Here is a 24,440-nt window from a genome sequence, read left to right on the forward strand (position 1 = left end):
GTCCCGTGATGAAGCGATAACAACTCAAAGTAGGGAAATGATCATGAGTGAACAGTCCTATCTCGGCTCGATCAGCGGCTGGGCCCCGAATTTCGCACCGCGCGGCTGGATGTTCTGCGCCGGGCAGATCCTCGCCGTCCAGCAGAACACCGCGCTGTTCTCGCTGCTGGGCACCGTCTACGGCGGCAACGGCCAGAACACCTTCGGCCTGCCCAACCTGCAGGGTCGCGTCCCCGTCGGCACGGGCCAGTCGCCGGGGACATCCATGTACGCGCTCGGCCAGGTCGGGGGCACGGAAAGCACCACCCTGACCACCGCTCAGATGCCGATGCACACCCACGCCGCCGTCAGCACCCTCAGCGCCTCGTTGCCGACCAGCACGGCAGCCGCCACTTCGGCCACGCCCAGCGCTACCTCGGTGCTGGCAGCCGCCAATGGCGCCTACGGCCGCGACGCCGTCGACGTGAAGATCTACGCGCCGGCACCGGGCTCGGTGAACCTGCCGCTGTCCAGTTCGGCGACGGTCAACGTCCAGCCGGCCGGTGGCTCCCAGCCACTCTCCATCGTGCAGCCGTTCCAGGCCATCAACTACATCATCTGCGTTTCCGGGCTGTATCCCTCGCGCAACTGACGACTAAAGGAGCACCACATGGATGTCGATAGCTACATGGGCGTCGTCGCACCCTTTGCAGGCAGCTTCGCGCCGAGAAACTGGATGATCTGCAATGGCCAGCAAATGAGCATCTCGCAGAACCAGACGCTCTATGCACTGCTGGGCACCACCTACGGTGGCGACGGCGTCAACACCTTCTGGCTGCCCAATCTTGGCGGGCGCGCGGGCATCGGCCAAAACGCCAACTACCCGCTGGGTGCCCAAGCCGGTACGGAACACACCACCCTGACTACCGCGCAGATGCCGATCCATAGCCACGGCGCCATTGCGGAGGCCACCGTGCTGCTGCAGCAGTCCGGCAACGCAGCCAGTGCCAGCCAGGCGACGACCAGCGATACGCTGGCGCAGTCGGTGGGTGTCGCCGGGCGTGACGCCGTCACGGTGCAGATCTACGGCCCCGCACCGGGCTCGGTACAACTGCCGGCACAGGGGCAACTGAACGTGACGCTGGCGGTGGCCGGCGGCAGCCTGCCTGTCTCGATTCTGCAGCCCTATCTGGCGCTGAACCAGTGCATTTGCACCGTCGGGGTTTTCCCCAGCCGCAACTGATCGGCCCGGCCCGCTGCCAGGCCCTAGCTGAACAGGGCCTGGTAGTGGCGCTGGCCGTCGACCGTCGCAGCCAGCGGCGCCAGGTGGATTTCGTAATCACGCCCGCTCGGGCTGCTCAGGCGATACTGGGCCTCGAGCAGCAGCACCTGCATCGGCGTGGTGAAGATCAGCGCGAAAGGCCTGCGGAAACCACCGCCGACCTCGCGTCCTTCGATCACGTTGTGCAAGGTCAGCTGGACCGGATCGGGAACGGTGTGCGCGGTGAATACCTGGCCGAGTTCAGAGCTGAATGCCTGGGCCGTCAGGCCCTGGAGGTCGATGAGCATGAGGTCACTCCCTGATCGTTGAATGGCGGGCTGCGCCTGCGCGAAGCCTGGAAAACCCGAGCCTGAAAAAACCAAGCGTGGAAAACTACAACAGCCCATGAGCGAGATAAAGACCCGCCCCACCCTGCTTCGCCGCGCCGCCGGCAGCGCCGACGAACCCTGGCTGAAGCGCCTGTTCGCGCAACTGCGCGGCCTGGACGCGGCACTGATCGAAGCCTGCCCCGCCCTGCTCGACCAGCAGTGGCAGCTGCAGCAGCGCATCTTCGCCAGCGACTATCCCGACGCCCGTACCGAACTGCTCCTGCTCGACGGCGAACCCGTCGGCGTGCTGACCCTGGACGACCGCCCGGACAGCCTGCGCATCGTCGAAATCGGTTTCGAAATCCATCAGCGCGGGCGCGGCCTGGGGGAAGAGTTGCTGCGTGAGGTCATCGCCCGTGCCGACCACCAGGGCAAAGCACTGGAGCTGGCGGTCATGAGCCACAACCCCGCCGTGCGCCTGTACCAGCGCCTGGGTTTCGAGCTTCTGTCCGGCGCGCCGGACGAGGCGCAATGGCAGATGCGTCGCGAGCCCGTTCAACTCGTCTGATCCCTGCGCAACGCCTCCAGCTCCCGGTAAGGCGTATCGGCCCAACGAGCCACACTGTCACGCAGCAGCGGCGAAGCGGAGTCGCGCTTGTTCCGGGAATCCGCGACGAAAGCCTCGCCCGGACGCTTGGCATTGAGCCGACTGACCGCCATTGCCTGCTCGACCTGCTCAGGCGCCAGTCGCAAATGATCGCGCAGACGCCCGCCCAACACCTGCGGCAACTCCTCGTAAGCCACTGCCAGGCCGCCATGCTCGCAGCACGCTTCCACCGCCAGCGCCAGCAAGCGCCCCAGGCGACGAGCGATGTACTCCTCCCGCGGCGCCACCGGCTCATCGGCCAGGTTCAACGGCGACGGATTCAGCTGGCCGGGGATCATCTGCATGCCCGGCATCTTCAGGTGCGATGCGGCGATCTCCAGCGGGTCGCGGTACAGGAAGATCCACGGTGTATCGGGGAAGCAGCGGCGAATCAGCGGAAGCTCGAAGAGGTTCCACGCATCGAGCTTCACCACCAGATGCTGCGCCGGCGGCCCCGCGTTCTGCGCCAGCGCCGACAGCATCGCGATGACGGCCTGCTCCTGCCGGCCTGCCTCCCAGTCGTGGAGATAGTGGCTGCGCAGCAGGCTGTCCAGCGGGCCGGGTTCGGACAGCACCAGGTGGCTGTCGAGCCCGGCGAGCATCTGCGCCAGCAGCGTCGAGCCGCAGCGCGAGGCGTGGAAGACCAGCAGACTCGGCGCCACGCCGGGGCTCTCGCGCTGCCAATCCAGCAGCTCCGTCAAGCCGGTCTCGCGGCGGAACGCCAGGTTGAAGGGCAAGCGCAAGGCCTGCTCCACGTCGTCATGGAAGAATGGCCGGGTCAGGCGCTGTTCGCCGAACCAGCACCAGTCCAGGCGCCAGCCCTGTGGGTCACTCCAGGCTCGAATAGGCCGCCAGCCCGTGAAGTCCGGCGCAGGGGTCAGGCTCTCCATTGGTCACTCCAGACTTTGCGGGCCAGGCGCATCGTGGCGCGAACATCAGCAGCGGAAAAATGCAGGTCGCGGGCGGCCCCCAGAGCGACCACCCGCTCCACGAAGTCTGCGCTGTCGGTCATCGAGCGCAGCGCCTGGGCGAGTTCAGGCTCCTGCTCTACCTGCACGCGGAACTGCTCGAATGCCAGGACCGCCCGGCCAGGACGCAGGCCCGGCGTATCCGCCAGCCCCTGCTCGATCAGCGCCAGCAGCCAGTCGTTGCGCTGGCAGTCGAGCACCAGATGAATGCGCTCCCCGGGGCCCGGATTATCGACCCGATGCGGGCGGGCGAGATCGACGAACCAGCATTCACCCGGACGCATCGGCACCTGCAGTCCGTCCACCAGGAACTCGACACCCTCGGGGCTCAGCAACGGCAGGTGCAGGCGCAGATCACTGTCGGGCAGCCCCAGATCGGGATCGCAGTGCTCGTGAATCCGCGAGCCGCAGCCCAGGCGCAGCAGGCGCGCGCTACGGATCGTCGTGCGGAAGGCACCCAGTGCGGCCTGCCAGACCGCACTGCGCCGCAACAGGTCGCTGGCCAGCGGTGTGCCCTGCCCCGGCGCCAGCGGCATCACGGCGTCGTCGGGGGTGATCAGCGCAACGCCGCTCCAGTCCCCTTCGTAGAAGCCACTGTTGAAATGCCCTTGCCAGGCCGCCTGGTCCACGGCAGCCAATGCGTCGAGCAACGGCTGCAACGGGATATCCAGCGCGAGCCGTGCGCAGCGGGGTAACGATGTCGCGCTCATGGAACTCTCCCTGCTCCGAGAAAAGCCGCCGCCTCAGAATCCGCTTTCCCTCACCCCCAGTGCCGCCAGCCGCCGCCAGGCAAGCCCCAGGATCGACTGCCCACTGCCGTCCAGCACCACCATGCCGCGCTGCGGCTGCACCAGCGGCCACGAAGCATCGCGCAGGCTCAGACGCACGCCGTACTGCGCCTGGACCGGCTCGGCACGCTGCTGGGCATCGCGGCGCACGGCGATCGGGCCATGGTGATCGGAACTCAGTGCCTCCAGCTCGACGAAGACCGCGCCGTTGGCGTCCACCTCATCCAGCTGCACCGGCACGGCCGGGCGGGCTGGGTCGTCGGCGATGAAGCGCCCCTGCGCGCCGCTCTGCACGCGCCACAAGTCTGCCTCAGCCAGATAGCCGCGCAGGCGCACGCCAGGCTCCACCACGCGCACCAGCACATCGGCGGGCTTGAGCCACCGCCCCGTACTCAGGTCGGGCAGCAGGTCGCGCACGACCCCAGCCTGCGGCGCGCGCAATTGCAGGCGCTCGCGCTGGGCGGCGAGGCCGCGGTACTGGGCCACCGACTCCGCCAGCCGTTGTTCGAGAATGCCGACATCGGCAGCCGTCTCGCTACGGCCCGCCTGACGGCGCAACTGCAACTGCAGCAGATCGATCTCGCGGCGCACGATGAGCTGTCTGGCATCGAGGTCCGGCGAGGTCAGTTCCAGCAGCAACTCGCCCTGCTCCACCGTCTGGCCATCGCGCACCAGCAGCCGCCCGACCTGAGCAGCCGCCGGTGCATGCAGCGCCACGGCACGCGTCGCCTCCAGCTGCGCCGGCACTTCCACGGCACTGCGCCAGGGCACGACCAGCAGCGCCAGCAGAGCCAGCAGCGCCAGGCCAAGCCCGACGACCTTGTGCGGTGCAGCCTGCTCGCGGCGCTGCCACCATTCCTGCAGCTCCCGCCAGATCGGCAGACCGATGAACCAGACCAGCTCCACCAGCATCAGGAAGATGCCCAGCAGCTTGAAGAACAGGTGGTAGACCGCCAGGGCGATACCGAAGAACAGCACCGCGCGCCAGATCCACGAGCCGTACCCCCAGATCAGCAGACGCCGGCGCAACGGCACGGGCCAGGGTTCAGGCATGGGTTCACCGTAGCCGAACAGCGCCTCGCGCAACCGCCAGCGACACAGCGCGAAAGCCCGTGCCTGGAGGTTCTCCACGCCGAGCAGATCGGTAAGCAGGAAGTAGCCGTCAAAACGCATGAACGGATTGAGGTTCACCAGCACCGTGGTGATCCAGGTAGCGCTGGCCAGCATGAAGGCCGAGGTGCGCAGCGGCCCGTCCGGCAGCAGCGACCAGGCCAGCAGCGCGAGCACGGCCAGTACCAGTTCGGCCAGCACGCCGCCGGCTCCGATCAACAGCCGTGAGCGTCGATCACTGACGCGCCAGGCATCGCTGACGTCGGTGTAGAACATCGGCAGCATCACCATGAACGCCACCCCCATGCTCTGCACCCGGCAGCCGGCCCGCTTGGCCATGAAGGCATGGCCAAACTCGTGGCAGAGCTTGGCGAAGGTCAGCGACACGCCGAAGGCCAGCGCCCCGCCCAGGCTGAACAGATGCGGGAAGGTCGCCAGGAAGCGCTGCCAGTCCCGCGCCACCAGGAACAGGCCGAGGACGAACACCAGTGGCAAGCCCCAGCGCAATATCCACCCGCCGTTGCGCTGCAGGACCGGCCAGGCGCGATTGAGGAAGGCATCCGGGCGCCACAGCGGAATCCGGAAGAACAGGTACTGGTGCAGCACCTTCTGCCACAGGCTGCGCTTGTGCAGCGCCGCTTTCTGCCCATAGCTGGAGCGCTGTTCGGCGTCCACGGCGGCGATCAGGTCATGCCCACGCAGGAAGCGCAGGAACTCTTCCAGCTCCTGCGCGCCCAGCGCCTCGCCGGTTTCCGCATTGGCCGCCCCCAGCACCCGCCGCGGGTCACCCAGCGCCCAGTGGCGCAACAGCCGCACCGCAGCGCCGCCGAGTTTGAAGTAGCGTCCGCGCAACGGGTCGGCCAGCGTCCATTGCGGCGCCCCGTCCAGCGCGGGTGCGGCCGGCGACAGCTGCAGGTCCGGTCGCAGCGCCGGCAGCATCACAGCCCCAGGCTCTGACGCGCAGCCGCCAGCGGCCGGCGCAACAGGTAATAAGCCAGCGGGGCGCGATCGCCATACAGCTTCGCGGTGCCGCGCAAGCCGATGCGCGGGGGCGCCTCGTCGAACGCCGCGTCCAGCCGATACGCCAGTTGCCCGGCGGCAGTGGTCTGGGCCTCGTAGGCGGAACGTTCCAGGCGAGCGTCGTGCCGCCGCAGCGGGTCGCTGTCGAGCAGCAGCACGACTTCGGAGCCGGGTTCCAGGGCAATGGCATCGCCCACCGCCAGATCGATGCGAAGCTCCGCCTGGTGCGGGTCCGCCAATTCCATCAGGCGCTCGCCGGTCTGCACCGGCTTGCCGGTCCAGCGTGCGGCATCGGCGAACACCGCAATGCCGTCGCGCGGCGCCCGCACTTCAGCACGGGCCAGCAGATCACGGGCATAGTCACGCTCGGCGCGCTTCTGCTCCACCCGTGCCGCCAGCAGATCAACCTTCGCGCCCGACTCGGCATCGGAGAAAGCCCGTTGTGAATTGGCCTTCAGCTCGGCTTCGGCTACGCCAAGGGAGCGTTCGGCCACATCGGCCTGGGCCTGCAAGGTGGTGGCATCGAAGCGCACCAGCAGATCACCGGATTTCACCGCCTGGTTGGGCTTGACCAGCACCTGCTGGATCACCCCGTCCAGCGGCGCGGCGATCACCTGACCGTCCAGCGGAACCACCTCGGCCGGGGCCAGCACCGTCTGGCGCACCGGCACCAGCAGCAGCAGGCAGAGCGCGGCAGCAATCGCCAGCAGTTTCTTCTTCGGCCAGCGCAGCCGCCAGGGCTTGCGCGGCTGCAGGGCCGTCCAGGCATGCGCATAGGCATCGCCCAATTGCACCAGCAACGCCTGCTCTGCCTCGCTCCACGACTGCTCGCGGGCCAGCCAGAGACCGCCGAAGACTGCGCCTTGACGATCAGCCAGCGGCAACCAGAAGACATCCCCGGCGGAAAGCTCCTGCCAATCAGCCTGCTGCTGTGCACCCAGCAGCTGAAAATCCACGCGCTGCGCTGTGCCCTGCGCGTCGTGCTGGTGCAACTGGCTGCACGCCTGCTCGACAAAGGCCACGAAGGGGGCATTGGGCTCCACCATACTGATGCCGGTGAGCGCCCTGACCTTGCCGGCGATCAGCAGCGCCGCATGGCGGTAACCGAACAGCGCCTGGGCGTCGTTGACCAGGTGATACGCCAGCTGCTCCACCGTCGAGCAAGACCGCGCCTGCCGCTCCAGAGCGAGAAACTGTGCAAAGACCCGCTCGGCCAGACCGACCTGCGGCGCGTTCATGGCGTCTCCGCGAAGCGCGCGGTACCACTCATGCCGGCCAGCAGGCCTTTGGCGTCCCCCGGCAGCGAAGCGATCAGCGGCAACATCTGGCTGCCCTCATCGATCCGCGCGCCCAGGCGTTTGACTTCTACCTGCAGCGGCTGGCCGGTCTCATCGGGCACGAAGGTGAAGGACTGCCCCACCTTCAGCCGGGACACCCAGCGCGAAGGCACCAGCAGGCGGATTTCCAGGCTGCGGTTGTCGACGATTTCCAGCAGCGGCGCGCCGCCGGAAACGCTCTCGAAGGGCTGCGCCTTGCGCTGCACGACCTGCCCGTCGAAGGGCGCGACCACCGCACAGCGGCCAACCTGGACCTTGTAGACCTGGGCCTGCGCCTGGGCTTCGGAGAGCTTGGCCTCGGCCAGCGCAACTTCGAAGCGCCCCACCGAATTGAGCGCTGCCAGCTGGCGGTTGTGTCCCAGCTGCTCGTTGGCCGCCCTGGCGCCGGCCTGGGCGGCATTGAGCTGAGCCTGATAGGCCGAGCAGTCGAAGCGCACCAGCACATCGCCCTTGCGGAAGGACTGGCCGTCCGCGAACGGCATTTCCTGGATACGCCCGGCGAGCTCGCTCGACAGCATCGCCTGGTCCCGCGCCCGCAGGATGCCGCGGACATCCCCCGAACCGGCGGAGGACGACGGGCTCGACAGCAAGGGGTCGTCCTGCGCGGGGTCCGCGGCATAGGCCGCACCCGCCACGCACAACGACACCCCAAAACCCAGCCAGATCCCTTTATGCATTGTCAGCTCTCCCTGCAGATCGGCGGAGTCTACGGTACTCCGCAAGCGGCGGGTATTGGCCGCAGCAGAATTCCTCCGTAGGCTTGGCTGCCGGCCAGCGCCGGCGAAAACCCGGCTCGACGCGACAACCGCTCTAGGCCGGGCCCGGCGGACAGACCTCAAGGAAGACAGGCAAATGGAAGCAGCCAGGTTCGATCTCCAGCGACTCCACGCCGAAGGTTATACCCTGCTGCGCCAGGTGATCCCGCTCGCCTTGCTGGAGGAGCTGCGCGCAGCCTTCGATGCCAACATCCTGCCTTCGGATCGCTGGCCCGTGCCCCGCGGCATGGACTGGCGCCACGCGCAGATCGACCTGGAGCCCTGCGCACAGGCGGTCTGTCGACTGCCGCCACTGCTGGCGGCAGCCGGCGCGCTGATCGGCGAGCGCTTCTTCCTCGCCCATGCCGAAGGACGCGAACCCCTGCCCGGAGGCGGCCATCAGCAACTGCACCGCGATCTGTCCGCCCTGCGTCCGGGCGACATGGCCAGCGCCCTCGTCTTTCTCGATGACTTCTCGCCGGAAAATGGCGCCACCCGCGTCGCCCCCGGCAGCCATCGGCCCGCCCCCGGCGAGCCGCCCTTCGACTTCCTCGACGAGTCCCGCTCCCTGCAGCTGAGCGGCCGGGCCGGCGACATCCTGGTGTTCGACGTCGACCTCGTGCACGCCGGCAGCCTTAACATCAGTGGCGCGCGGCGCCGCTCGATCCTGGTCAGCTACCGGGCCGAGCCTCTCTATGCAGCTCACCTGGAGACGATGGGCCTGCGCAATGTGCAGATGGACACCGCCGAGCGTTTCGATCCGCCGCCGTCATCCTGAGCGGTACGCCAGCTAGCCACCAGACGCAGCGGACTTTTCCCCCAACCGCTGGACGAAACGCTGCAGATCGATGATCGCGCGCCGATGCGTACCGGCACCGATGACGCCCGCCTCGTCGCGACACTCGACACGGAACACCAGCGTCTTTCCATCGATGGCGGTCAGCTCTACTGACGCCGTCACCGTCATCCCCACCGGCGTTGCGGCAATGTGGCTGACATCCACCAGGGTGCCCACCGTGCGCTGTTCCGGTGTCAGGAAGGGCCGCAGGCCTTCGATGCAGGTCTGCTCGATGAAGCCGATCATCATCGCGGTGGCGAACACTGGCGGCATGTCGGCAAAGCCCGGCCAGTCGGGCGCTACCTGGGGCACCGTGTGTCGCTCTGCAACGACCAGGGTTTCGCTGTGGGTCAGCCCTGCGGCAAGTACTTGCGGGCTCATACGCGTCCGATCCTCATGTTGATCGGCCAGCTGACCCGATGCCGCGCGGCGGGGTCGCCCCAGCGCTCGGCCATGTCTTCGGCGAAGTCATGCAGCAGGTCTTCGCGCCCGGCCTCGCGGGCGCTGCGCAGCGCCGACCAGGTGCTGACGTAACCGAGGAACTCTTCGAGGTTCCATTCCAGGCGAATGGCGATTTCCGGGCCGGGAAACTCGGCGAAGGGAAAGTCGAGGGTGGCATAGCCGCTGTCCACCAGCTTGCGTTCGGCCGGCCAGTAGGGGCCGATCTCCTTCCAGTAGAACTGCTCGAAGCGCTCGCCCAGCGCGCCCTCCAGCCGGAGCACGCCATAGCTGATCAGCGCCAGGATCGCATTGGGCTCGGCGACCCGCCGCACCTCGGCATAGAACCTCGGCAGGTCGAACCAGTGCGCGGCCTGCGCGGCGGTGATCAGGCTGGCACTGCGGCTGAGCAGCGGCAGGTCCTCGGCCGGGGCGCAGGCGTAGTTGACGTTCTCCTGCGGCGCGCTGTGGGCGATCTGATCGGCACTGGGATCGAAGCCGACCACTGCATTGAAGTGCCCGGCCAGTTGCCGGGTCAGCTGGCCGCTGCCGCAACCGACGTCGACCGCCAGCACCCGGTCGGGCGCCATCGATGCCAGGTACGGCGCCAGCTCCGCCGGGTATTCGGGGCGGAAGCGCGCGTAGGCCTCGCCCCCCTGGTCGAACCAGTTGCGCAGGTCGGCAGAGGGATTACTCATGGCGGGCAGCTCCTGTCTTGATGCATTGCTTGGCATGGCTCAGGCGTTGCGAGAAGCCCTGCTCCTCCAGCGCCCTGGCGGTGTCTTCGAGGACGCGGCGCAGGGGATGGCCGATCTCGCTTTCCAGCTGCTCGATGGCTTCGAAGGTCGCCGCCCAATGGGCGTTGAGCTTGCTCACCAGCTTCTTCCCTGCCGGAGTCAGTTGCAGCACGCTCTTGCGGCCGTCTTCGGCGCGCTGTCGACTGATCACGCCGTCCGTTTCCATCTGGCCGACGGTCTGGCTGATGGCGCCCTGGGTCAGGTGGGTACGCGCGGTGATCTCGGTGACCGTCTGCGCCCCCGAGCGGATGGCACGCAGCACCGGCGTGTAGCGGGCCCGGTAGTTCATGCCCATCTGCTGGTAATGCTCTTCGGCGCCCAGCTCCACCAATTCCGACACGTAGCGCAGCAGTTCACCCAGGCCGGGTTCGTTCTTTCGGTTCATCGCAGCCCTCTCCTTCGACGGCCCCAAATTACATTAGCACTAATGTAAATGGCAAGCCGGTGCGAAGGAGAAGCCGCAAGACCGGGCAGCGCTTGCGCCCTGCCCGGCCGGTTGCGCGGTCAGACCTGCGCCATGCCGCCGTCGACGAACAACTCGATGCCATTGATGAAGCTGGCCGACTCCGAAGCCAGGAAGGCCACCGCCTTGCCGATCTCCCGCGGTTCGCCCAGGCGGCCCAGCGGCACCTGGCTGGCCAGCGCGTCGAACAGACCCTGGCGCGCTTCCTCGGGCACCAGATCGCCAAGACCGGGAGTGCGCACCGGGCCGGGGCTGACGACGTTGACGCGGATGCCACGCTCCTTCAGGTCCAGCGCCCAGGAGCGGGCGAAGTTGCGTACGGCCGCCTTGCTGGCGCTGTACACGCTGAAGTTGGCGGTGCCCTGGATCGAGGTGGTGGACGAGGTGAGGATCACCGAGGCGCCATCGGTCAACAGCGGCAGCGCCTTCTGCACGGTGAACAGCACGCCGCGCACGTTGGTACCGAAGATGCGGTCGAAGTGCTCCTCGGTGATCGCGCCCAGCGGCAGCATGTCACCACCGCCGGCGTTGGCGAAGAGGATGTCCAGGCGGCCGGCGGTTTTCGCGATCTGTGCGTAGACCGCATCGAGATCGGCGAGCACCGAGGCGTCGGCGCGGATAGCGGTGGCGGCCGGGCCGATGGCTTCCACGGCGGCATCCAGTTCGGCCTGGCGGCGGCCGGTGATGAACACACGGGCGCCCTGGGCGGCGAGTTCCTGCGCGGCGCCGAGGCCGATGCCAGTGCTGCCGCCAGTGACCAGTGCAACTTTTCCAGTGAGGGACTTGTTCATGATGATCTCCTGAGATTCGCGTTTGTGGGTTCTGCCTCGTGGCCTGCGTCTGTCGCGGCTTTGCGGTGAGGCATGGCGCTACTCTAGGGCCCGTCGATTGATGGAAAAAGCGCATACAATGGAATGACTATCCATATCCATGGATAATCAAATGATCCCTTCAGAGGAATTTCCATGGATCAGCTCCAGGCCATCCGTGCCTTCGCCCGCGTCGTGGAAGCCGGCAACTTCACCCGCGCCGCCGACTCGCTGGACATGCCCAACGCCACCCTGAGCAAGCTGGTGCAGGAACTGGAGGCGCACCTGGGCGTACGTCTGCTGCAGCGCACCACGCGGCGCGTCACGGTGACGCCGGAAGGCCAGGACTATTACGCCAAGGCCACCCGCGTGCTGCGCGACCTGGAAGACATCGACTCGACCTTCAACATCGCCCGCAGCAAGCCGCGCGGGCACCTGCGCATCGACGTCGGCGGCTCCACCGCGCGGGACGTGCTGGTGCCCCTGCTGCCGGATTTTCTCGCGCGCTATCCGGACATCCGCATCGATCTGGGCGTGTCCGACCGCTCGGTGGACCTGATCGGCGACAACGTCGACTGCGTGATCCGCGGCGGCGCGCTGGACGCCTCGTCACTGGTGGCGCGCGGCATCGGCCAGGCGACCATGGTCACCTGCGCCTCCCCCGAATACCTGCGCCACAACGGCATCCCCGCCTACCCCGAGGAGCTGCGCAACGGCCATCGGCTGGTCAGCTACCTGTCGCCGCAGAATGGCCGGGCGGTGCCCTTCCGCTTCGAGCGCGATGGCGAACGCAGCGAGCTGAAGCTCGAGCACCGCATCGGCGTGAACGAAAGCAACGCGCACCTGGCCGCCTGCGTGGCCGGCCTGGGCATCGTCCAGACCTTCTCCTACGCCGCCGGCGCCGCCCTGCGCGATGGCTCGCTGGTGGAAATCCTTGCGGAGTGGCGCCCGGCGCCCTACCCCTTCCACGTCGTCTACCCGCACAACCGCTACGTCACGCACCGCCTGCGGGTGTTCATCGACTGGCTGGTGGAGTGTTTCCCGGCCAGGGTCGCCGGCTGAGCCCTCAGGGCTGCCTGCCGGCCAGCGCCTCGAGCAGTTCGGCCGAAGGCACGAAGAACAGGCTGCCGGTCACCGCCTTGCTGTAGTCCAGCAGGCGGTCGTAGTTGCCGGCCGGGCGGCCGACGAACATGTTCTCCAGCATCTCTTCCACTGACGCCGGCGAGCGCGCGTAGCCGATGAAGTAGGTGCCGAACTCCCCGGCGCCGGGCCGGCCGAAGGGCATGTTGTCGCGCAGGATCTTCACCTCCTGGCCATCCTTCTCCAGGGTGGTCAGCGAGCTGTGCGAGCAACTCGGCTTCACGTCGTCACCCAGTTCGATATCGGCCAGCTTGGTACGGCCGATGATGCGCTCCTGGGCTTCGGTGGAGAGCTGGTTCCAGCCGCTCATGTCATGCAGGTACTTCTGCACCAGCACATAACTGCCGCCGGCAAAGTCCGCGTCCTCGTCGCCGATCAGGGTGAAGTACGGAACCTCGCGGCCTTCCGGGTTCTCGGTGCCGTCGACGAAGCCGATGATGCTGCGCATGTCGAAGTAGCGGAACCCCTGCACCTCGTCGACCACCGTGACCGCATCGCCCAGGCGCGCCATCAGTTGCGAAGCCAGCTCGAAGCACAGGTCCATCTGCTCGGCGCGGATGTGCAACAACAGGTCGCCCGGCGTGGACACCGCGACCCGCTCGCCGCTACCGATCTCGCGGAAGGCATGCAGGGAGGCCGGACGTGGAGCGCCGAACAGTGCATCCCAGGCGGCCGAACCGAAGCCCACCACACAGGACAGGTTGCCCGTGGGTACGCGTTTGCCGACCGAGCGAACCAGCGCGGCGACGTCTTCGCAGAGCGCACGCATCGGACTCCAGTCTTTCCCCGGCGTCAGGGTGGCGACCAGGAAGATCGCGCTGCGGGTGATCGGGCTGTCAACCGACTGGGGTTCGGGGGATTGGTTGAGCATGGTCGCCATTCGCCGCCATTGGAATCGGGGAGGATGAGATTATCAAAGCAGGTCGCTCGCCACCGTGACAACGCAGGGGCGATAAAACAAAAGGCCGGTCTTTCGAGCCGGCCTCTGCGACAGACAATCGCCGCGTCGCACCCTAGCGCATCGCCGCCAGTTTGATGCCGAAACCCAGCAGACAGGCGCCAGCCAGACGCTCCAGCAGATTGGCCACGCGCGGGTTGGCGCGCATGCGCTCGGCCAGCTTGTGGGTCAGCAGCACGGCCACCAGCCCGTAGAGGAAGGTCACCACCGCCACGGTCGCCGCCATGAAGGCGAAAGTCACCAGCCCCTGGTGCTTCACCGGGTCGACGAACAATGGCAGGAAGGCCATGTAGAACACGATGGCCTTGGGGTTGAGCAAGGTGATCAGCATGGTCTGGCGCAGATAGTGGCCGTTGTCCATGCGGCTCTGCCGCGGCGCCTCGCCGGGCTTGCTCATCAGCATGCGCAGGCCCAGCCAGGCAAGATACCCCGCACCCAGCCACTGCACCGCGTGAAAGGCAGCCGGGTAAGTGGCGAGCAGCGTCGCCACGCCAGCTACCGCCATCCACAACAATACCTGGTCGCCGAGGATCACCCCGCAGGTGGCCGCCAGCCCTGCCCTCACCCCGCCCTTGCCGGTCGCGGTGATCAGCGCGAAGTTACCGGGGCCGGGTATGGCCAGGAGCACCACGAAGGCAATCAGGAAGGCGCCGTAATCGGTTACGCCGAACATGGGAAATTCTCCTGGGCAGGGCAAGGCAGAAAGCGGCGAGTCTAGCACCGCAATCGGCAGCGGCTGCTCAGCGCCCTTGCAAGCGGCTCTCCAGCCTGGTCGCGGGCACGTCTGCAGAACGCAGCGCGAGCCACGCCAGGGTCGCGACCCAGATGACCGAAACTCCGTAGTTGAGCCGCTGGTAAAGACCGAAGCCATGCCCCTCGGCGACGGCCCTGCCCATCAGCGCCACGGTTACCAGCGCCAGTGCCAGGCACAGCAGCGAGAACCAGCCGAACCCCGGTGATGCCAGCAGCCGCTTGCCCAGCAATACCCACAGCGCGCTGGCCAGCGTCAGCGAAAGGAACATCAGCAGGCCCGCCAGGTTGTGGACCTGCTGGGAAGCTGAAGGCTGCACTGGCGCACAGCCCTGGTCACAGGAGAAATAACCGGTGGCGAAACTCGCCAGGCCGTGCAGCGCAATCAGCGCGGCACTCAGCAAGGCCAGCCTGGATGCCGGGAACCGACGGGCCACGCCGAGACCGAACAGCATGAACAGAACCCCCAGGGGGAAATTGTTCACCCAGGCGGAATATGCCTGCGTGGGCGCACCGGCCGCCCCCAGTTGGCTCATCGCCTGGTCGAGATGGCTGTAGCCGGGAAAACCCAGCGCGGTCAACGCCACCCCGGCAAACAGCCAGGGGGGGATCAACAGGCCCAGGCGCAGGAAATTCCGTTCGAGGGTGGTCACGCGTTGGCACTCCTTGTCATGTGATTGAACGACCTTGTTCTTCCGGGCTGGGCGTCTTCGCAGCCTGTGCGCCAGGCACATTCAGGCTGATCGGAGCCTTCGTCCGCCAACGCTGCGTGCAGGCCGGCAACCTCCAGCGCTGACGGTAGGCGGGACGCGCTCGCCCGAGCCGCCTGTCCTCAGCAAAAGGCGCCGGCATCGACCACATCGTAACCCAAGCGCTCGTGCAGATCGCTGGCAGCCTGCCTGGCTCGTGCGTCATCCCTGGCAATGGGCAACGCGCTCTGCTCGGCAACACCGGCGGGGCGAGCATCGGCAAGCAGATCGCGTTCGAGAATGGCGATGTCCACGCCCTGCGCGTTGCTGCGTGCAATGGCCCGGGCCGAGATGATGCTCGCCGACGATCTCCCGCCAGGGTCGCCTGGTGCAGTTGTTCCCCCAGCTCCAGGCGCCGGCGCGGCAGGTACACCTGCTCTACGCCAGCGACCGGCGCATGTCGCCCTGGCCGCGCAGCTTCGTCGATCAGGCAGTCGCCGAACTGGGTGTCTGATCGGCCTGAGTCCGTTATCGCGATCTCGCACAAGGGTTGACGCACAGGCTGTCTTCGCTAAGGTCGGGGGGCGCAACAGACATTCATCCATCAAGGAGCCGCAACCTGTGCAGCAAGCAAGCAGCAGCGTGGACACCGTGGTTTTCGATCTTGGCGGCGTGCTGGTCGACTGGAATCCGCGCCACCTCTACCGGAAGCTCTTCGCCGGCGACGACGCGGCGATGGAGGCCTTTCTGGCGGACGTCTGCAATACCGCCTGGAACGAAAAGCAGGATCGCGGGCGCCCCTGGGCCGAGGCCATCGCCGAGGCTGTCGCGCAGCATCCTGCCCATGCGTCGAACATCCGCGCGTACCGCGAGCGCTGGGACGAAATGCTCAATGGCGCCCTGGAAGACACCGTGCAGGTGCTGGACGAACTGCACCGCGGCGGCGTGCGCCTGCTGGCGCTGACCAACTGGTCGGCGGAGACCTTCCCTGTGGCGCAGGAGCGCTTCGGCTTCCTCGACAGGTTCGAGGGCGTGCTGGTCTCCGGCCAGGAAGGCCTGATGAAGCCGGAGCCGGAAATCTTCCAGCTGCTGATCCGCCGCTACGGCCTGACGCCCTCGCGCACGCTGTTCATCGATGACGTGCAGAAGAACGTCGACGCCGCAGCGGCGCAGGGGCTGCAAGCGGCACAGTTCGTCAACGCCTCACGGCTGCGCCAGGACCTGCAGCGTCTAGGCCTGCCGGTCGCAACGCTGCAGCACTGACGGGCGCGCCGTCAGTAACCGCTGGCGGCCTTCTCGATGGAACGCGCCACCGCCTCGGGGTGCGAGACCATCACCACATGGGAAGCACCGCTGACCACCTCGACGTCCTTGGCCTTGGCGCGCTGCGCCATGAATGCCATCGCCTGGGGCGGGATGTTGAGGTCCTGGTCGCCGTAGACGAACCACGAGGGGATGGCCGTCCAGGCGGCCGCGCCGGCCTTCTCGTTCAACGCCGCCTCGGTGACCGGCCGTTGCGCCGCCGCCATCAATGCGGCTTCGCCAGCGGGCACATCGGCGGCGAACTGATCGTGGAACTTGTCCTGCTGGATGTACAGGTCCTTGCCGCCATCGGCCAGCGCCACCGGGGCGGCCAGGGTCGGGCCGAGGGTGCTGCCGGGGAACCTGCCGGCCAGCTCGGCGGCGCTCTCGCCCTTCTGCGGGGCGAATGCGGCGACATAGACCAGCGCCTTGACGTTGGCCCGGTCGCTGGCCGCCGCACTGATCACATTACCGCCGTAAGAGTGGCCGACCAGCACCACCGGCCCCTTGACGCTGCCGACGATGTTGCCGATGTAGGCGCCATCGCTGGCCACGCCGCGCAGCGGGTTGGCGGCGGCGATCACGCGGTAGCCGTCCTTTTCCAGGATGCGGGTCACGCCGTTCCAGCTGGAGGCGTCGGCGAAGGCGCCATGCACCAGCACCACCGTCGGTTTCACCGGAGCAGCGAAAGCGCTGCCGGCCAGCAGGCCGCTGGCGAGCGCCAGGGCGGTGAGGGTTGTCTTCATGGTGGATCTCCTTGCTGAGGATGTGAGGAATAAAAAGCCCCGCACGGCGGCTCGGGGGAATCTCGGACCGTGCGGGGAACGCTCATGCCGAGCGGGGAAAATCGCTGGATTGGCTCAATTCGCGCCACAGGCGCAGCTCCGCCAGGCGAGCCTTTTCGGCGCTCTCGATGGCCTGCAGCGCATCGCTGCCCAGGGCCAGGCGCAACGGCGGACGATCCATCCAGGCCACCGCGAGGATCGCCTGCGCGGCGCGTTGCGGATCACCCGGTTGCTGGCCGTCGTAGGCGCGCTGCCGGCGCGCCACCGCACCGACCACGGCGTCGTACTCGAAGCGCCCTTCCGAGAGGCTGGTCGAGGCGCCGGCAAAGTCCGTACGCAGGCCGCCGGGTTCGATGATCGTCACCCGCACGCCGACCTGCGCCATCTCCCGCGCCAGCACTTCGGAGAAGCCCTCCACGCCCCACTTCGCCGCCGAGTAGGGCGCGCGCCCCGGCGCACCGATGCGTCCGCCCACCGACGACAGCTGGATGATGTGGCCGCTGCGCTGCCGGCGCAGAACCGGGATCGCCGCCTTGGTGACGATGATGGTGCCGAACAGGTTGGTCTCGATCTGCCGGCGGAATTCCTCCAGCGAGGTGTCTTCCACCGAGTTGACGTTGCCGTAGCCGGCGTTGTTGACCAGCACGTCGAGCCCACCGAACTCCTCGGTCATCTGCGCCATGGCGTCCTGCGCGGCGGCCGGGTCGGTGACATCCAGCGGCGCCAGGCGCAGCGTCTGCGGGTAGAGCCGGGCGAGGTCGGCCAGGGCATCCGGGTCGCGGGCCGTGGCCAGCAGCCGGTGCCCGGCCTGCAGTACCGCTTCGGCCAACGCACGGCCCAGTCCTCGGGAGCAACCGGTAATCAGCCATCGTTGGTTCATGGAAACCTCCAGGGTTCGCGAGGGGGCTATCAGGGGGCGTAGCGGGTGAAGACCAGGTCATGGTCCTTCACCCGCGCCTGGTGGCAGGCGAAACAGGTCTGGTGCTGCGCCTCGTCGGCAGGCTTGCCGTCGATGAAGCGGGCGAAACCCCAGCCGCCGGTGGCCGCGTACTTCTTCGAGTCCTTGACCATGAACTGCACGGTGGTGGCCGCACCGGGGATCGACGCCGGCTCGAACTCCGGCGACTGCACGTGCTTCCAGGCGAGCTTGGCCAGCACGCTGCCGTCGGGGAACGGCAAGGTGCCGGCGCGATAGGCCTTCATGGCGATGTCGTTGCCCAGTACGGCGCGCAGCTCGTTCAGCGGCGCCGCCTCCTGGGCCGGCGCCACCAGCTGCCAGTGGCGGTAACCCTCGGGCATGCGCACGCCGTAGATCGGCGAGGCGTCGCTGTCAGCCCTGGCGCCCGTCGTCGCCAGCAGGGCGAAGCCGGCCAGGGTGACGCGACGCAGCATGGTTGCTGTGATGTTCATGGTGACCCTCCGGCTCACAGGTGATCGGCGTCGACCACCGCCTTGACGAAGGCGTCCGGCGCCTCCTGCGGCAGGTTGTGGCCGATGCCGCCAGTGATCAGGCGGTACTCGTACTTGCCGCTGAAACGCTTGGCGTAGGCCTCGGCCGGCGGGTGCGGCGCGCCGTTGGCGTCGCCTTCGAGGGTGATGGTCGGCACCTTGATGGTCGGGAAGGCCGCGAGTTTCTTCTCCAGCTCCGCGTAGCGCGGCTCGCCTTCGGCAAGGTTCAGGCGCCAGCGGTAGTTGTGGATGGAGATCGCGCCGTGATCGGGGTTGTCCAGGGCCTGGGCGCTGCGTTCGAAGGTGGCGTCGTCGAACTTCCACTGCGGCGAAGCCAGCTGCCAGATCAGCCTGGCGAACTCGTGGCGGTACTTGTCGTAGCCGGCCTTGCCACGCTCGGTGGCGAAGTAGAACTGGTACCACCACTGCAGCTCGGCAGCCGGCGGCAGCGGCGCCTTGCCCGCTTCCTGGCTGCCGATCAGGTAACCGCTGACCGACACCAGCGCCTTCACCCGCTCCGGCCAGAGTGCCGCGACGATGCCCGCCGAGCGCGCGCCCCAGTCGTAGCCAGCCAGCACGGCGCTTTTGATCTTCAGCGCATCCATGAAGTCGATGACGTCCACTGCCAACGCGGCCGGCTCGCCGTTACGCCGGGTCGAAGCGGAGAGGAAGCGCGTCTCGCCATAGCCACGGGCGTAGGGAACCAGCACGTGATAGCCCTTGACGGCCAGTTGCGGCGCTACCTCGGTGTAGCTGTGGATGTCGTACGGCCAGCCGTGCAGCAGGATCACCACCGGACCATCGGCCGGGCCGGCTTCGGCGTAGGCAACGTTGAGCAGGCCGGCGTCGACGTGCTTGAGCGTGCCGAAAGCCGGGTCAGTCGACGGCGCGGTAGCGGCCTGCGCCACCGAGCAGGAAGTGAATTGCGCGAGGGCGATGGCCAGCGCCGAGGCGCCGAACAGCGGGTGCTTGAACAGGGTCATCAGGAGTCTCCAGGACAGGCGTGCGGCCTGCACGGTGGTTGCCGGCATTCGGCGGGATTCAGTGGCTGGTGAGGCTGGCTCGCAGCGGGCGGAACGCCTCGCGCAGTTCCTCGCTGAACAGCTGCGGCTGCTCCCAGGCGGCGAAGTGGCCGCCCTTGTCCACCGCGTGGAAGTAGTCCAGCGACGGATAGGCGCGCTGCGCCCAGCTCTTCGGCGCGCGGTAGATCTCGCCGGGGAATACCGTGATGGCCACCGGCACCTTGATCTGCGCGGTCTTCTGCGCGGCGGCGCTGAAGTTGTTGTTGTTGTTTTCCCAGTAGAAGCGCGAGGAGGAAGCACCGGTGTTGGTCAGCCAGTAGAGCGAGATGTCATCGAGCATCTCGTCGCGGCTCAGCACGCGCTCGGGCTCGCCGCCGCTGTCGGTCCAGGCGGCGAACTTCTCGTACATCCAGGCGGCCATGCCGACAGGCGAGTCGGCCAGGGAATAGCCGATGGTCTGGGGGCGGGTCACCATCATTGCGCCGTAGGCGGCATTGCGGCCGAAGAAGGTACTCAGCGCGTCGAAGGCGCGGCGCTCGTCGGCACCCAGTCCGGCGGGCGCCGGCGCGCCGCTGTTGATCGGCCCGACCAGTTCCGGCGGCACCGTCGCCGGCATGTTCAGGTGGATGCCGAGCAGGCCGGGCGGCGCCAGGCGGCCGAGGGCATCGGAGATCACCGAGCCATGGTCGCCGCCCTGGGACACATAGTGGCTGTAGCCCAGGCGCTTCATCAGCACGTCCCAGGCGCGGGCCACGCGGTCCGGGCCCCAGCCGGTGGCGGTCGGCTTGCCGGAAAAACCGTGGCCGGGAATGGCCGGGATGACCACGTCGAAGGCGTCTTCCGCGCGTCCGCCATAGGCCACCGGGTCGGTCAGCGGGCCGATGGTCTTGAGGAACTCCAGCGGCGAGCCGGGCCAGCCGTGGGTGAGGATCAGCGGCATGGCATTCGGTTCTTTCGAGCGCACGTGGATGAACTGGATGTCCACGCCATCGATGCGGGTGATGAACTGCGGCAGCGCGTTGAGCTTGGCCTCGGCACGGCGCCAGTCGTAGTCCTTGCCCCAGTAGTCCACCAGCGCGCGGACCTTCTCCAGCTGGATGCCCTGCGAGGCGTCATTCACCGTCTCGCGGTCCGGCCAGCGCGTCGCGGCGATGCGCCGGTGCAGGTCGTCCAGTTGTTCCTGGGGCACCTGGATGCGGAACGGCCGCACGCTGTCATCGGCGATGGCGGCGTTGCTGGTGGTGGCGGCAAAGGTCTGTTGCAGCAGGTGATGCTGGCCGTCACCGAGCAGGAACAGGCCCACGGCGGAGGCCATGAGCGTGCGGCAGAAGCGGCGACGAAGGTGAGGCGATAACGGGGCGGCTGGCATGGTCGATCTCCCTGAGTCACTGGCCGACGGATCGGCGACCTGCAGCGATCTCACCAAAGCCCGCGAGGTACCGCGATTGCACCATGGTGTCGGTCGATACCTTGGTATCGGGCCACCGCGTGACGCACCAGCGGTACCGCAGCCGACACCTAGGTATCATTGGCAGCCCCGCCAGTGAGGCGCATGCTCGCCCCTCGGCCAGCGCCGGGAGAGGACCGGTATGCACAACGAAGTCGTCGACAAGTTGCCCGACATGGCGTGGACCGCCAGCGTCGAAGGCCGCCTGGAAAGCGTCAACCAGGCCTGGCGTGCCTATGCCGGCCGGAATGTCGATACCCTCGGCGAGCATGCCTGGCAGGCGCTGGTGCACCCCGATGATCTGCCGGCGCTCCAGCATGGCTGGCGTGTTATCCGTCAGTGCGGCGTTGCCCACGACCTTCAGGCCCGCCTGCGCCGGCACGACGGTGTCTATCGCCGCTTCCTGCTGCGCGCCCGCCCGCTCACCGACGAGCTCGGCGCCTGCGCTGGCTGGTGTGGCCAGAACATCGATATCGACGACCTGCTGCCTGCCGCGCCGGCCGCCATCACGCAGGGCACCCAGGACCTCATCGACAGCATCCCGGCGTTGATCTCGCTGATGACGCCCGCCGGCGAGCTGGAGTGCGTCAACCGGCACAACCGCGAGTACCTCGGCGCCAGCTTCGACGAGCTGCGGCGCTGGACCAGTTCCGACACCATCCATCCCGACGACCTGCCCTCGGCACTGGAAGCCTGGACGCACTCGGTGGCCACCGGCGAGCCGTACAACTTCCAGCAAAGGGTACGCGGCGCGGACGGCATCTACCGCTGGTTCCACGTGCGCGCCCTGCCCCACCGCGACAGCGACGGGCGCATCCAGCGCTGGTTCGTGCTCAAGGTGGACATCGACGAGCAGAAGCGCGACCAGGTGCTGATCGCCCAGGCCCAGCAGTCGCTGGCCCGCGCGCTGGGGGAAGTCAGCGCTTCCGAAGACCGCCTGCGCACCCTGATCGATGCCGTGCCGGGATTCGTCTGGCGCACCGATCCGGACGGCAGCGTGGAATTCCTCAACCAGCGCTGGTTCGACTACACCGGCATGACCGCCGAGAACGCGGCCGGCGTCGGCTGGATGACCGCCCTGCACCCGGACGATGCACCGGCGCTCGGCGTGTACTGGCAGGGCCTGCTGGAAGCCGGCAGCGCCGGCGAGTTCGAGGCGCGCCTGCGGCGCTTCGACGGCAGCTACCGCTGGTTCCTGATCCGCGCGGTGCCCCAGCTGGACGGGGCCGGCCGGGTGCTGAAATGGTACGGCGGCAACACCGATATCCATGTGCGCAAGTGCGCCGAACTGCTGCTCGCCGGCGAGAAGCGCCTGCTCGGCCTGATGGCCGGCGGCTGTGCCCTGCCGCAGGTGCTGCAGACCCTCTGCGAACTGGTGGAAGCCAACCTCGAAGGCAGCCGCTGCGCCGTCACCCTGGTTGCGCCGCGCCACGGCCGCTCGCCGGAAGCGACACTGCGCCTGCAGGCCGGCGCCGCACCGCACCTGCCCGAGTCGCTGCAGGGTGGTGTCGACGGCCAGCCGCTGGGTGCCCAGAGCAGCCCCCAGGCACTGGCGGTGCTGCTGGGCAGCATGGTGCGGGTCGACGACCTGGCCGGCGAAGTGCGCTGGCCCGAGTGGCGCCAGCAGGTGCAGGACTGCGGCCTGCAGGCGCTGGCGGCAATGCCGGTGGTGTCCACCGATGGCGAGGCGAGCGGCATCCTCTCGGTCTACTTCACCCAGCCCCGTGCGCTGGACGAAAACCTCTGCGCGCTGATCGGCCAGTTCACCCACCTCGCCAGCATCGCCATCGACCGCGCCCGCAGCGAAGCGGCCCTGCGCCAGAGCGAAGCCTTCCTGGCCAAGGCCCAGCGCATCAGCCTCACCGGTACCTTTTCCTGGCGCGTGGACAATGACGAGATCGCCTGGTCGGAGGAAATCTACCGGCTGCTCGACCTGCAGCCGGGGCTGACGCCGGGGTTCGAACTGATCTTCTCGCGCATCCACCCGGACGACCGCGCCACGGTGGAAGCCATGCTCAGGCGCCAGCGCCGCGACGGCTGCGATTTCGAACACGAGCACCGGCTGCTGCTGCCCAGCGGCGCCGTGCGCCACGTCCATCTCGTCGCCCAGGCCACCCGCGAGGCCGACGGCGCGCTGCTGTACATCGCCACGGCGCAGGACGTCACCCAGCGCCGACTCGCCGAGGAAACCCTGCACCGGACCCGCGCCGAACTGGCCCACGTCGCCCGCGTCGCCAGCCTCGGCGCGCTGACCGCGTCCATCGCCCATGAGGTCAACCAGCCGCTGGCGGGCATCATCACCAACGCCAGCACCTGCCTGCGCATGCTCGGCGCGGAAACGCCTAACCTGGAGGGCGCGCGGGAAACCGCAAGGCGTACCATCCGCGACGGCAACCGCGCGGCGGATGTGATCAAGCGCCTGCGCTCCCTGTTCGCCCGCCACGAGGCGGTCAGCGAGCAGGTCGACCTGAACGAGGCCACGCGGGAAGTCATCGCCATGCTGCACAACGAACTGCAGCGCCACGGCGTGACGGTGCTGCCCGCGCTGCAAGAGGGCTTGCCTGCCGTGAGTGGCGATCGCGTGCAGCTGCAGCAGGTGATCCTCAACCTCATCCTCAACGCCATCGATGCGCTGAGCGATGTGCATGACCGCCCGCGGCAGCTGCGCATCAGCACCGGCCACGACCTGGACGCGAGCATCTTCCTGGCGGTGCGCGACAACGGCGCGGGCTTCGCGCCGGAGGATGCCGGCCGGCTGTTCGATGCTTTCTTCAGCACCAAGCAGACGGGCATGGGCATCGGCCTGTGGGTCAGCCGCTCGATCATCGAGCACCACACCGGCCGGGTCTGGGCCACCACCCACGACGGGCCGGGCTCCACCTTCATCTTCGCGCTGCCCCCGGCATCACCCAGCCACGACCAACCGATGGAGATCCGCTGATGGCCACGCCCCTGCTCGTGTCGGTGGTCGATGACGACGAATCGGTGCGCGAATCCCTGCCGGACCTGCTGCGTGAGTTCGGCTTCGAGGTGAACGCTTTCTCCTGCGCGGAGGACTTTCTCGCCTCGGACGCCCTGCAGCGCACCCGCTGCCTGATTCTCGACGTGTCGATGCCGGGCATGAGCGGGCCGCAACTGCAGAAGGAACTGGCGCAGCGGGCGATCCCCGTGCCGATCATCTTCATCACCGCCTACAGCGACGCGACCACCTGCCCGCGCCTGCTCGCCCAGGGTGCGGTGGCCTGCCTGCTCAAGCCATTCAGCGAAGCGGAACTGCTCAAGGCGCTCAGCGCCGCCCTGCCGGTCGGCTGACAGCCCGGTCGACGCCACTCGGAGGACATGGCATGTTGCACCACTCTC

28 protein-coding genes are annotated in these 24,440 nt (G+C 67.8%); 9 read left to right on the top strand and 19 right to left on the bottom strand.

Annotated elements, in window-relative coordinates; translation table 11 throughout:
• Window positions 1-43 precede the first annotated feature (43 nt).
• Both J2T47_RS20065 and J2T47_RS20070 read left to right on the top strand, forming a co-directional pair.
• Window positions 44-631 carry a phage tail protein gene (locus tag J2T47_RS20065; protein WP_253450707.1) on the top strand — a complete coding sequence of 196 codons (588 nt, stop codon included), beginning with the start codon at window positions 44-46 and terminating at the stop codon, window positions 629-631.
• A gap of 18 nt (window positions 632-649) precedes the next feature.
• On the top strand, window positions 650-1,222 hold the full coding sequence (locus J2T47_RS20070; RefSeq protein ID WP_253450710.1) for a phage tail protein: 573 nt from the start codon (window positions 650-652) through the stop codon (window positions 1,220-1,222).
• 23 nt (window positions 1,223-1,245) lie between these two features.
• Here the strand turns inward: J2T47_RS20070 and J2T47_RS20075 are convergent, their stop codons facing one another.
• Window positions 1,246-1,548, bottom strand: a complete 303-nt coding sequence (locus J2T47_RS20075) for a DUF6916 family protein (RefSeq protein ID WP_253450713.1) — start codon at window positions 1,546-1,548, stop codon at window positions 1,246-1,248.
• 97 nt (window positions 1,549-1,645) lie between these two features.
• Here J2T47_RS20075 and J2T47_RS20080 point away from each other — a divergent pair, with 97 nt between their 5' ends.
• Entirely contained in the window at window positions 1,646-2,137 is a 492-nt protein-coding gene (locus J2T47_RS20080; protein ID WP_253450716.1) for a GNAT family N-acetyltransferase, read from the top strand.
• Here J2T47_RS20080 and J2T47_RS20085 read toward each other — a convergent pair.
• Genes J2T47_RS20085 through J2T47_RS20105 form a run of 5 tightly spaced genes read right to left on the bottom strand, consistent with a single transcriptional unit; the run spans window position 2,125 to window position 8,115 of the window.
• Window positions 2,125-3,105, bottom strand: coding sequence for a sulfotransferase family protein (locus J2T47_RS20085; RefSeq protein WP_253450720.1), 981 nt, complete (start codon window positions 3,103-3,105; stop codon window positions 2,125-2,127). The genes J2T47_RS20080 and J2T47_RS20085 overlap by 13 nt on opposite strands.
• Entirely contained in the window at window positions 3,093-3,893 is an 801-nt protein-coding gene (locus J2T47_RS20090; RefSeq protein WP_253450723.1) for an aspartyl/asparaginyl beta-hydroxylase domain-containing protein, read from the bottom strand. Before J2T47_RS20090 ends, J2T47_RS20085 begins: the two co-directional genes overlap by 13 nt.
• Before the next feature lie 33 nt (window positions 3,894-3,926).
• Window positions 3,927-6,023, bottom strand: a complete 2,097-nt coding sequence (locus J2T47_RS20095; RefSeq protein ID WP_253450725.1) for a site-2 protease family protein — start codon at window positions 6,021-6,023, stop codon at window positions 3,927-3,929.
• Complete coding sequence (locus tag J2T47_RS20100; RefSeq protein ID WP_253450728.1) at window positions 6,020-7,339, bottom strand: efflux RND transporter periplasmic adaptor subunit; 1,320 nt, start codon at window positions 7,337-7,339, stop codon at window positions 6,020-6,022. Before J2T47_RS20100 ends, J2T47_RS20095 begins: the two co-directional genes overlap by 4 nt.
• Window positions 7,336-8,115, bottom strand: coding sequence for an efflux RND transporter periplasmic adaptor subunit (locus J2T47_RS20105; RefSeq protein ID WP_253450731.1), 780 nt, complete (start codon window positions 8,113-8,115; stop codon window positions 7,336-7,338). Before J2T47_RS20105 ends, J2T47_RS20100 begins: the two co-directional genes overlap by 4 nt.
• A gap of 175 nt (window positions 8,116-8,290) precedes the next feature.
• Between J2T47_RS20105 and J2T47_RS20110 the strand changes: the two genes are divergently transcribed.
• Window positions 8,291-8,971 (top strand): phytanoyl-CoA dioxygenase family protein, encoded by a 681-nt coding sequence (locus J2T47_RS20110; protein WP_253450734.1) that lies wholly within the window; start codon window positions 8,291-8,293, stop codon window positions 8,969-8,971.
• A gap of 12 nt (window positions 8,972-8,983) precedes the next feature.
• Here J2T47_RS20110 and J2T47_RS20115 read toward each other — a convergent pair whose 3' ends face one another.
• The 4 genes from J2T47_RS20115 to J2T47_RS20130 all read right to left on the bottom strand — a co-directional run bounded on the left by J2T47_RS20115 (window position 8,984) and on the right by J2T47_RS20130 (window position 11,520).
• Complete coding sequence (locus J2T47_RS20115) at window positions 8,984-9,412, bottom strand: thioesterase family protein (RefSeq protein ID WP_253450737.1); 429 nt, start codon at window positions 9,410-9,412, stop codon at window positions 8,984-8,986.
• Entirely contained in the window at window positions 9,409-10,167 is a 759-nt protein-coding gene (locus tag J2T47_RS20120) for a class I SAM-dependent methyltransferase (RefSeq protein WP_253450740.1), read from the bottom strand. The genes J2T47_RS20115 and J2T47_RS20120 overlap by 4 nt, the downstream gene beginning before the upstream one ends.
• Window positions 10,160-10,651, bottom strand: coding sequence for a MarR family winged helix-turn-helix transcriptional regulator (locus J2T47_RS20125; protein ID WP_253450743.1), 492 nt, complete (start codon window positions 10,649-10,651; stop codon window positions 10,160-10,162). The genes J2T47_RS20120 and J2T47_RS20125 overlap by 8 nt, the downstream gene beginning before the upstream one ends.
• Before the next feature lie 119 nt (window positions 10,652-10,770).
• Window positions 10,771-11,520 carry an SDR family NAD(P)-dependent oxidoreductase gene (locus J2T47_RS20130; RefSeq protein WP_253450746.1) on the bottom strand — a complete coding sequence of 250 codons (750 nt, stop codon included), beginning with the start codon at window positions 11,518-11,520 and terminating at the stop codon, window positions 10,771-10,773.
• 174 nt (window positions 11,521-11,694) lie between these two features.
• On the opposite strand from J2T47_RS20130, the gene J2T47_RS20135 reads away from it, so the two are divergent.
• Window positions 11,695-12,600 (top strand): LysR family transcriptional regulator, encoded by a 906-nt coding sequence (locus J2T47_RS20135; protein WP_253450748.1) that lies wholly within the window; start codon window positions 11,695-11,697, stop codon window positions 12,598-12,600.
• Between the two features lie 4 nt (window positions 12,601-12,604).
• Here the strand turns inward: J2T47_RS20135 and J2T47_RS20140 are convergent, their stop codons facing one another.
• The 4 genes from J2T47_RS20140 to J2T47_RS20155 form a co-directional block, all read right to left on the bottom strand.
• Window positions 12,605-13,549 carry a Dyp-type peroxidase gene (locus J2T47_RS20140; protein WP_437181003.1) on the bottom strand — a complete coding sequence of 315 codons (945 nt, stop codon included), beginning with the start codon at window positions 13,547-13,549 and terminating at the stop codon, window positions 12,605-12,607.
• Between the two features lie 142 nt (window positions 13,550-13,691).
• Window positions 13,692-14,309 carry a LysE family transporter gene (locus J2T47_RS20145; RefSeq protein ID WP_253450754.1) on the bottom strand — a complete coding sequence of 206 codons (618 nt, stop codon included), beginning with the start codon at window positions 14,307-14,309 and terminating at the stop codon, window positions 13,692-13,694.
• A 67-nt stretch (window positions 14,310-14,376) separates the two neighbouring features.
• The gene (locus tag J2T47_RS20150) at window positions 14,377-15,039 is read right to left on the bottom strand and encodes a DUF998 domain-containing protein (protein WP_253450757.1); all 663 of its coding nucleotides are present in this window, start codon (window positions 15,037-15,039) and stop codon (window positions 14,377-14,379) included.
• A gap of 179 nt (window positions 15,040-15,218) precedes the next feature.
• Entirely contained in the window at window positions 15,219-15,389 is a 171-nt protein-coding gene (locus J2T47_RS20155) for a hypothetical protein (protein WP_253450760.1), read from the bottom strand.
• 74 nt (window positions 15,390-15,463) lie between these two features.
• Here J2T47_RS20155 and J2T47_RS29255 point away from each other — a divergent pair, with 74 nt between their 5' ends.
• Both J2T47_RS29255 and J2T47_RS20160 read left to right on the top strand, forming a co-directional pair.
• The gene (locus J2T47_RS29255) at window positions 15,464-15,589 is read left to right on the top strand and encodes a hypothetical protein (RefSeq protein ID WP_301295640.1); all 126 of its coding nucleotides are present in this window, start codon (window positions 15,464-15,466) and stop codon (window positions 15,587-15,589) included.
• A gap of 107 nt (window positions 15,590-15,696) precedes the next feature.
• Entirely contained in the window at window positions 15,697-16,338 is a 642-nt protein-coding gene (locus J2T47_RS20160) for an HAD family hydrolase (RefSeq protein WP_253450763.1), read from the top strand.
• Between the two features lie 11 nt (window positions 16,339-16,349).
• On the opposite strand, the gene J2T47_RS20165 is transcribed toward J2T47_RS20160, so the two are convergent.
• The 5 genes from J2T47_RS20165 to J2T47_RS20185 all read right to left on the bottom strand — a co-directional run bounded on the left by J2T47_RS20165 (window position 16,350) and on the right by J2T47_RS20185 (window position 21,002).
• On the bottom strand, window positions 16,350-17,123 hold the full coding sequence (locus J2T47_RS20165) for an alpha/beta fold hydrolase (RefSeq protein WP_253450766.1): 774 nt from the start codon (window positions 17,121-17,123) through the stop codon (window positions 16,350-16,352).
• Window positions 17,124-17,205: 82 nt separating this feature from the next.
• Window positions 17,206-18,042: an oxidoreductase gene (locus J2T47_RS20170; protein WP_253450769.1), complete on the bottom strand. Its 837-nt coding sequence runs from the start codon at window positions 18,040-18,042 to the stop codon at window positions 17,206-17,208.
• Between the two features lie 29 nt (window positions 18,043-18,071).
• Window positions 18,072-18,572 (bottom strand): cytochrome P460 family protein, encoded by a 501-nt coding sequence (locus tag J2T47_RS20175; RefSeq protein WP_437181004.1) that lies wholly within the window; start codon window positions 18,570-18,572, stop codon window positions 18,072-18,074.
• A 14-nt stretch (window positions 18,573-18,586) separates the two neighbouring features.
• Window positions 18,587-19,594 carry an alpha/beta fold hydrolase gene (locus J2T47_RS20180; protein WP_253450772.1) on the bottom strand — a complete coding sequence of 336 codons (1,008 nt, stop codon included), beginning with the start codon at window positions 19,592-19,594 and terminating at the stop codon, window positions 18,587-18,589.
• A 58-nt stretch (window positions 19,595-19,652) separates the two neighbouring features.
• Window positions 19,653-21,002, bottom strand: a complete 1,350-nt coding sequence (locus J2T47_RS20185; protein ID WP_253450774.1) for an epoxide hydrolase family protein — start codon at window positions 21,000-21,002, stop codon at window positions 19,653-19,655.
• A gap of 220 nt (window positions 21,003-21,222) precedes the next feature.
• Between J2T47_RS20185 and J2T47_RS20190 the strand changes: the two genes are divergently transcribed.
• Together J2T47_RS20190 and J2T47_RS20195 are read left to right on the top strand one after the other, a co-directional pair.
• A complete protein-coding gene (locus J2T47_RS20190) occupies window positions 21,223-24,021 on the top strand; it encodes a PAS domain-containing protein (RefSeq protein ID WP_253450777.1) in 2,799 nt (932 codons plus the stop codon).
• Window positions 24,021-24,392, top strand: a complete 372-nt coding sequence (locus J2T47_RS20195) for a response regulator transcription factor (RefSeq protein WP_253450780.1) — start codon at window positions 24,021-24,023, stop codon at window positions 24,390-24,392. The genes J2T47_RS20190 and J2T47_RS20195 overlap by 1 nt, the downstream gene beginning before the upstream one ends.
• Window positions 24,393-24,440: the final 48 nt, after the last annotated feature.

The sequence above is a fragment of the Pseudomonas nitroreducens genome (assembly GCF_024170165.1).
GTDB lineage: Bacteria > Pseudomonadota > Gammaproteobacteria > Pseudomonadales > Pseudomonadaceae > Pseudomonas > Pseudomonas nitroreducens_C.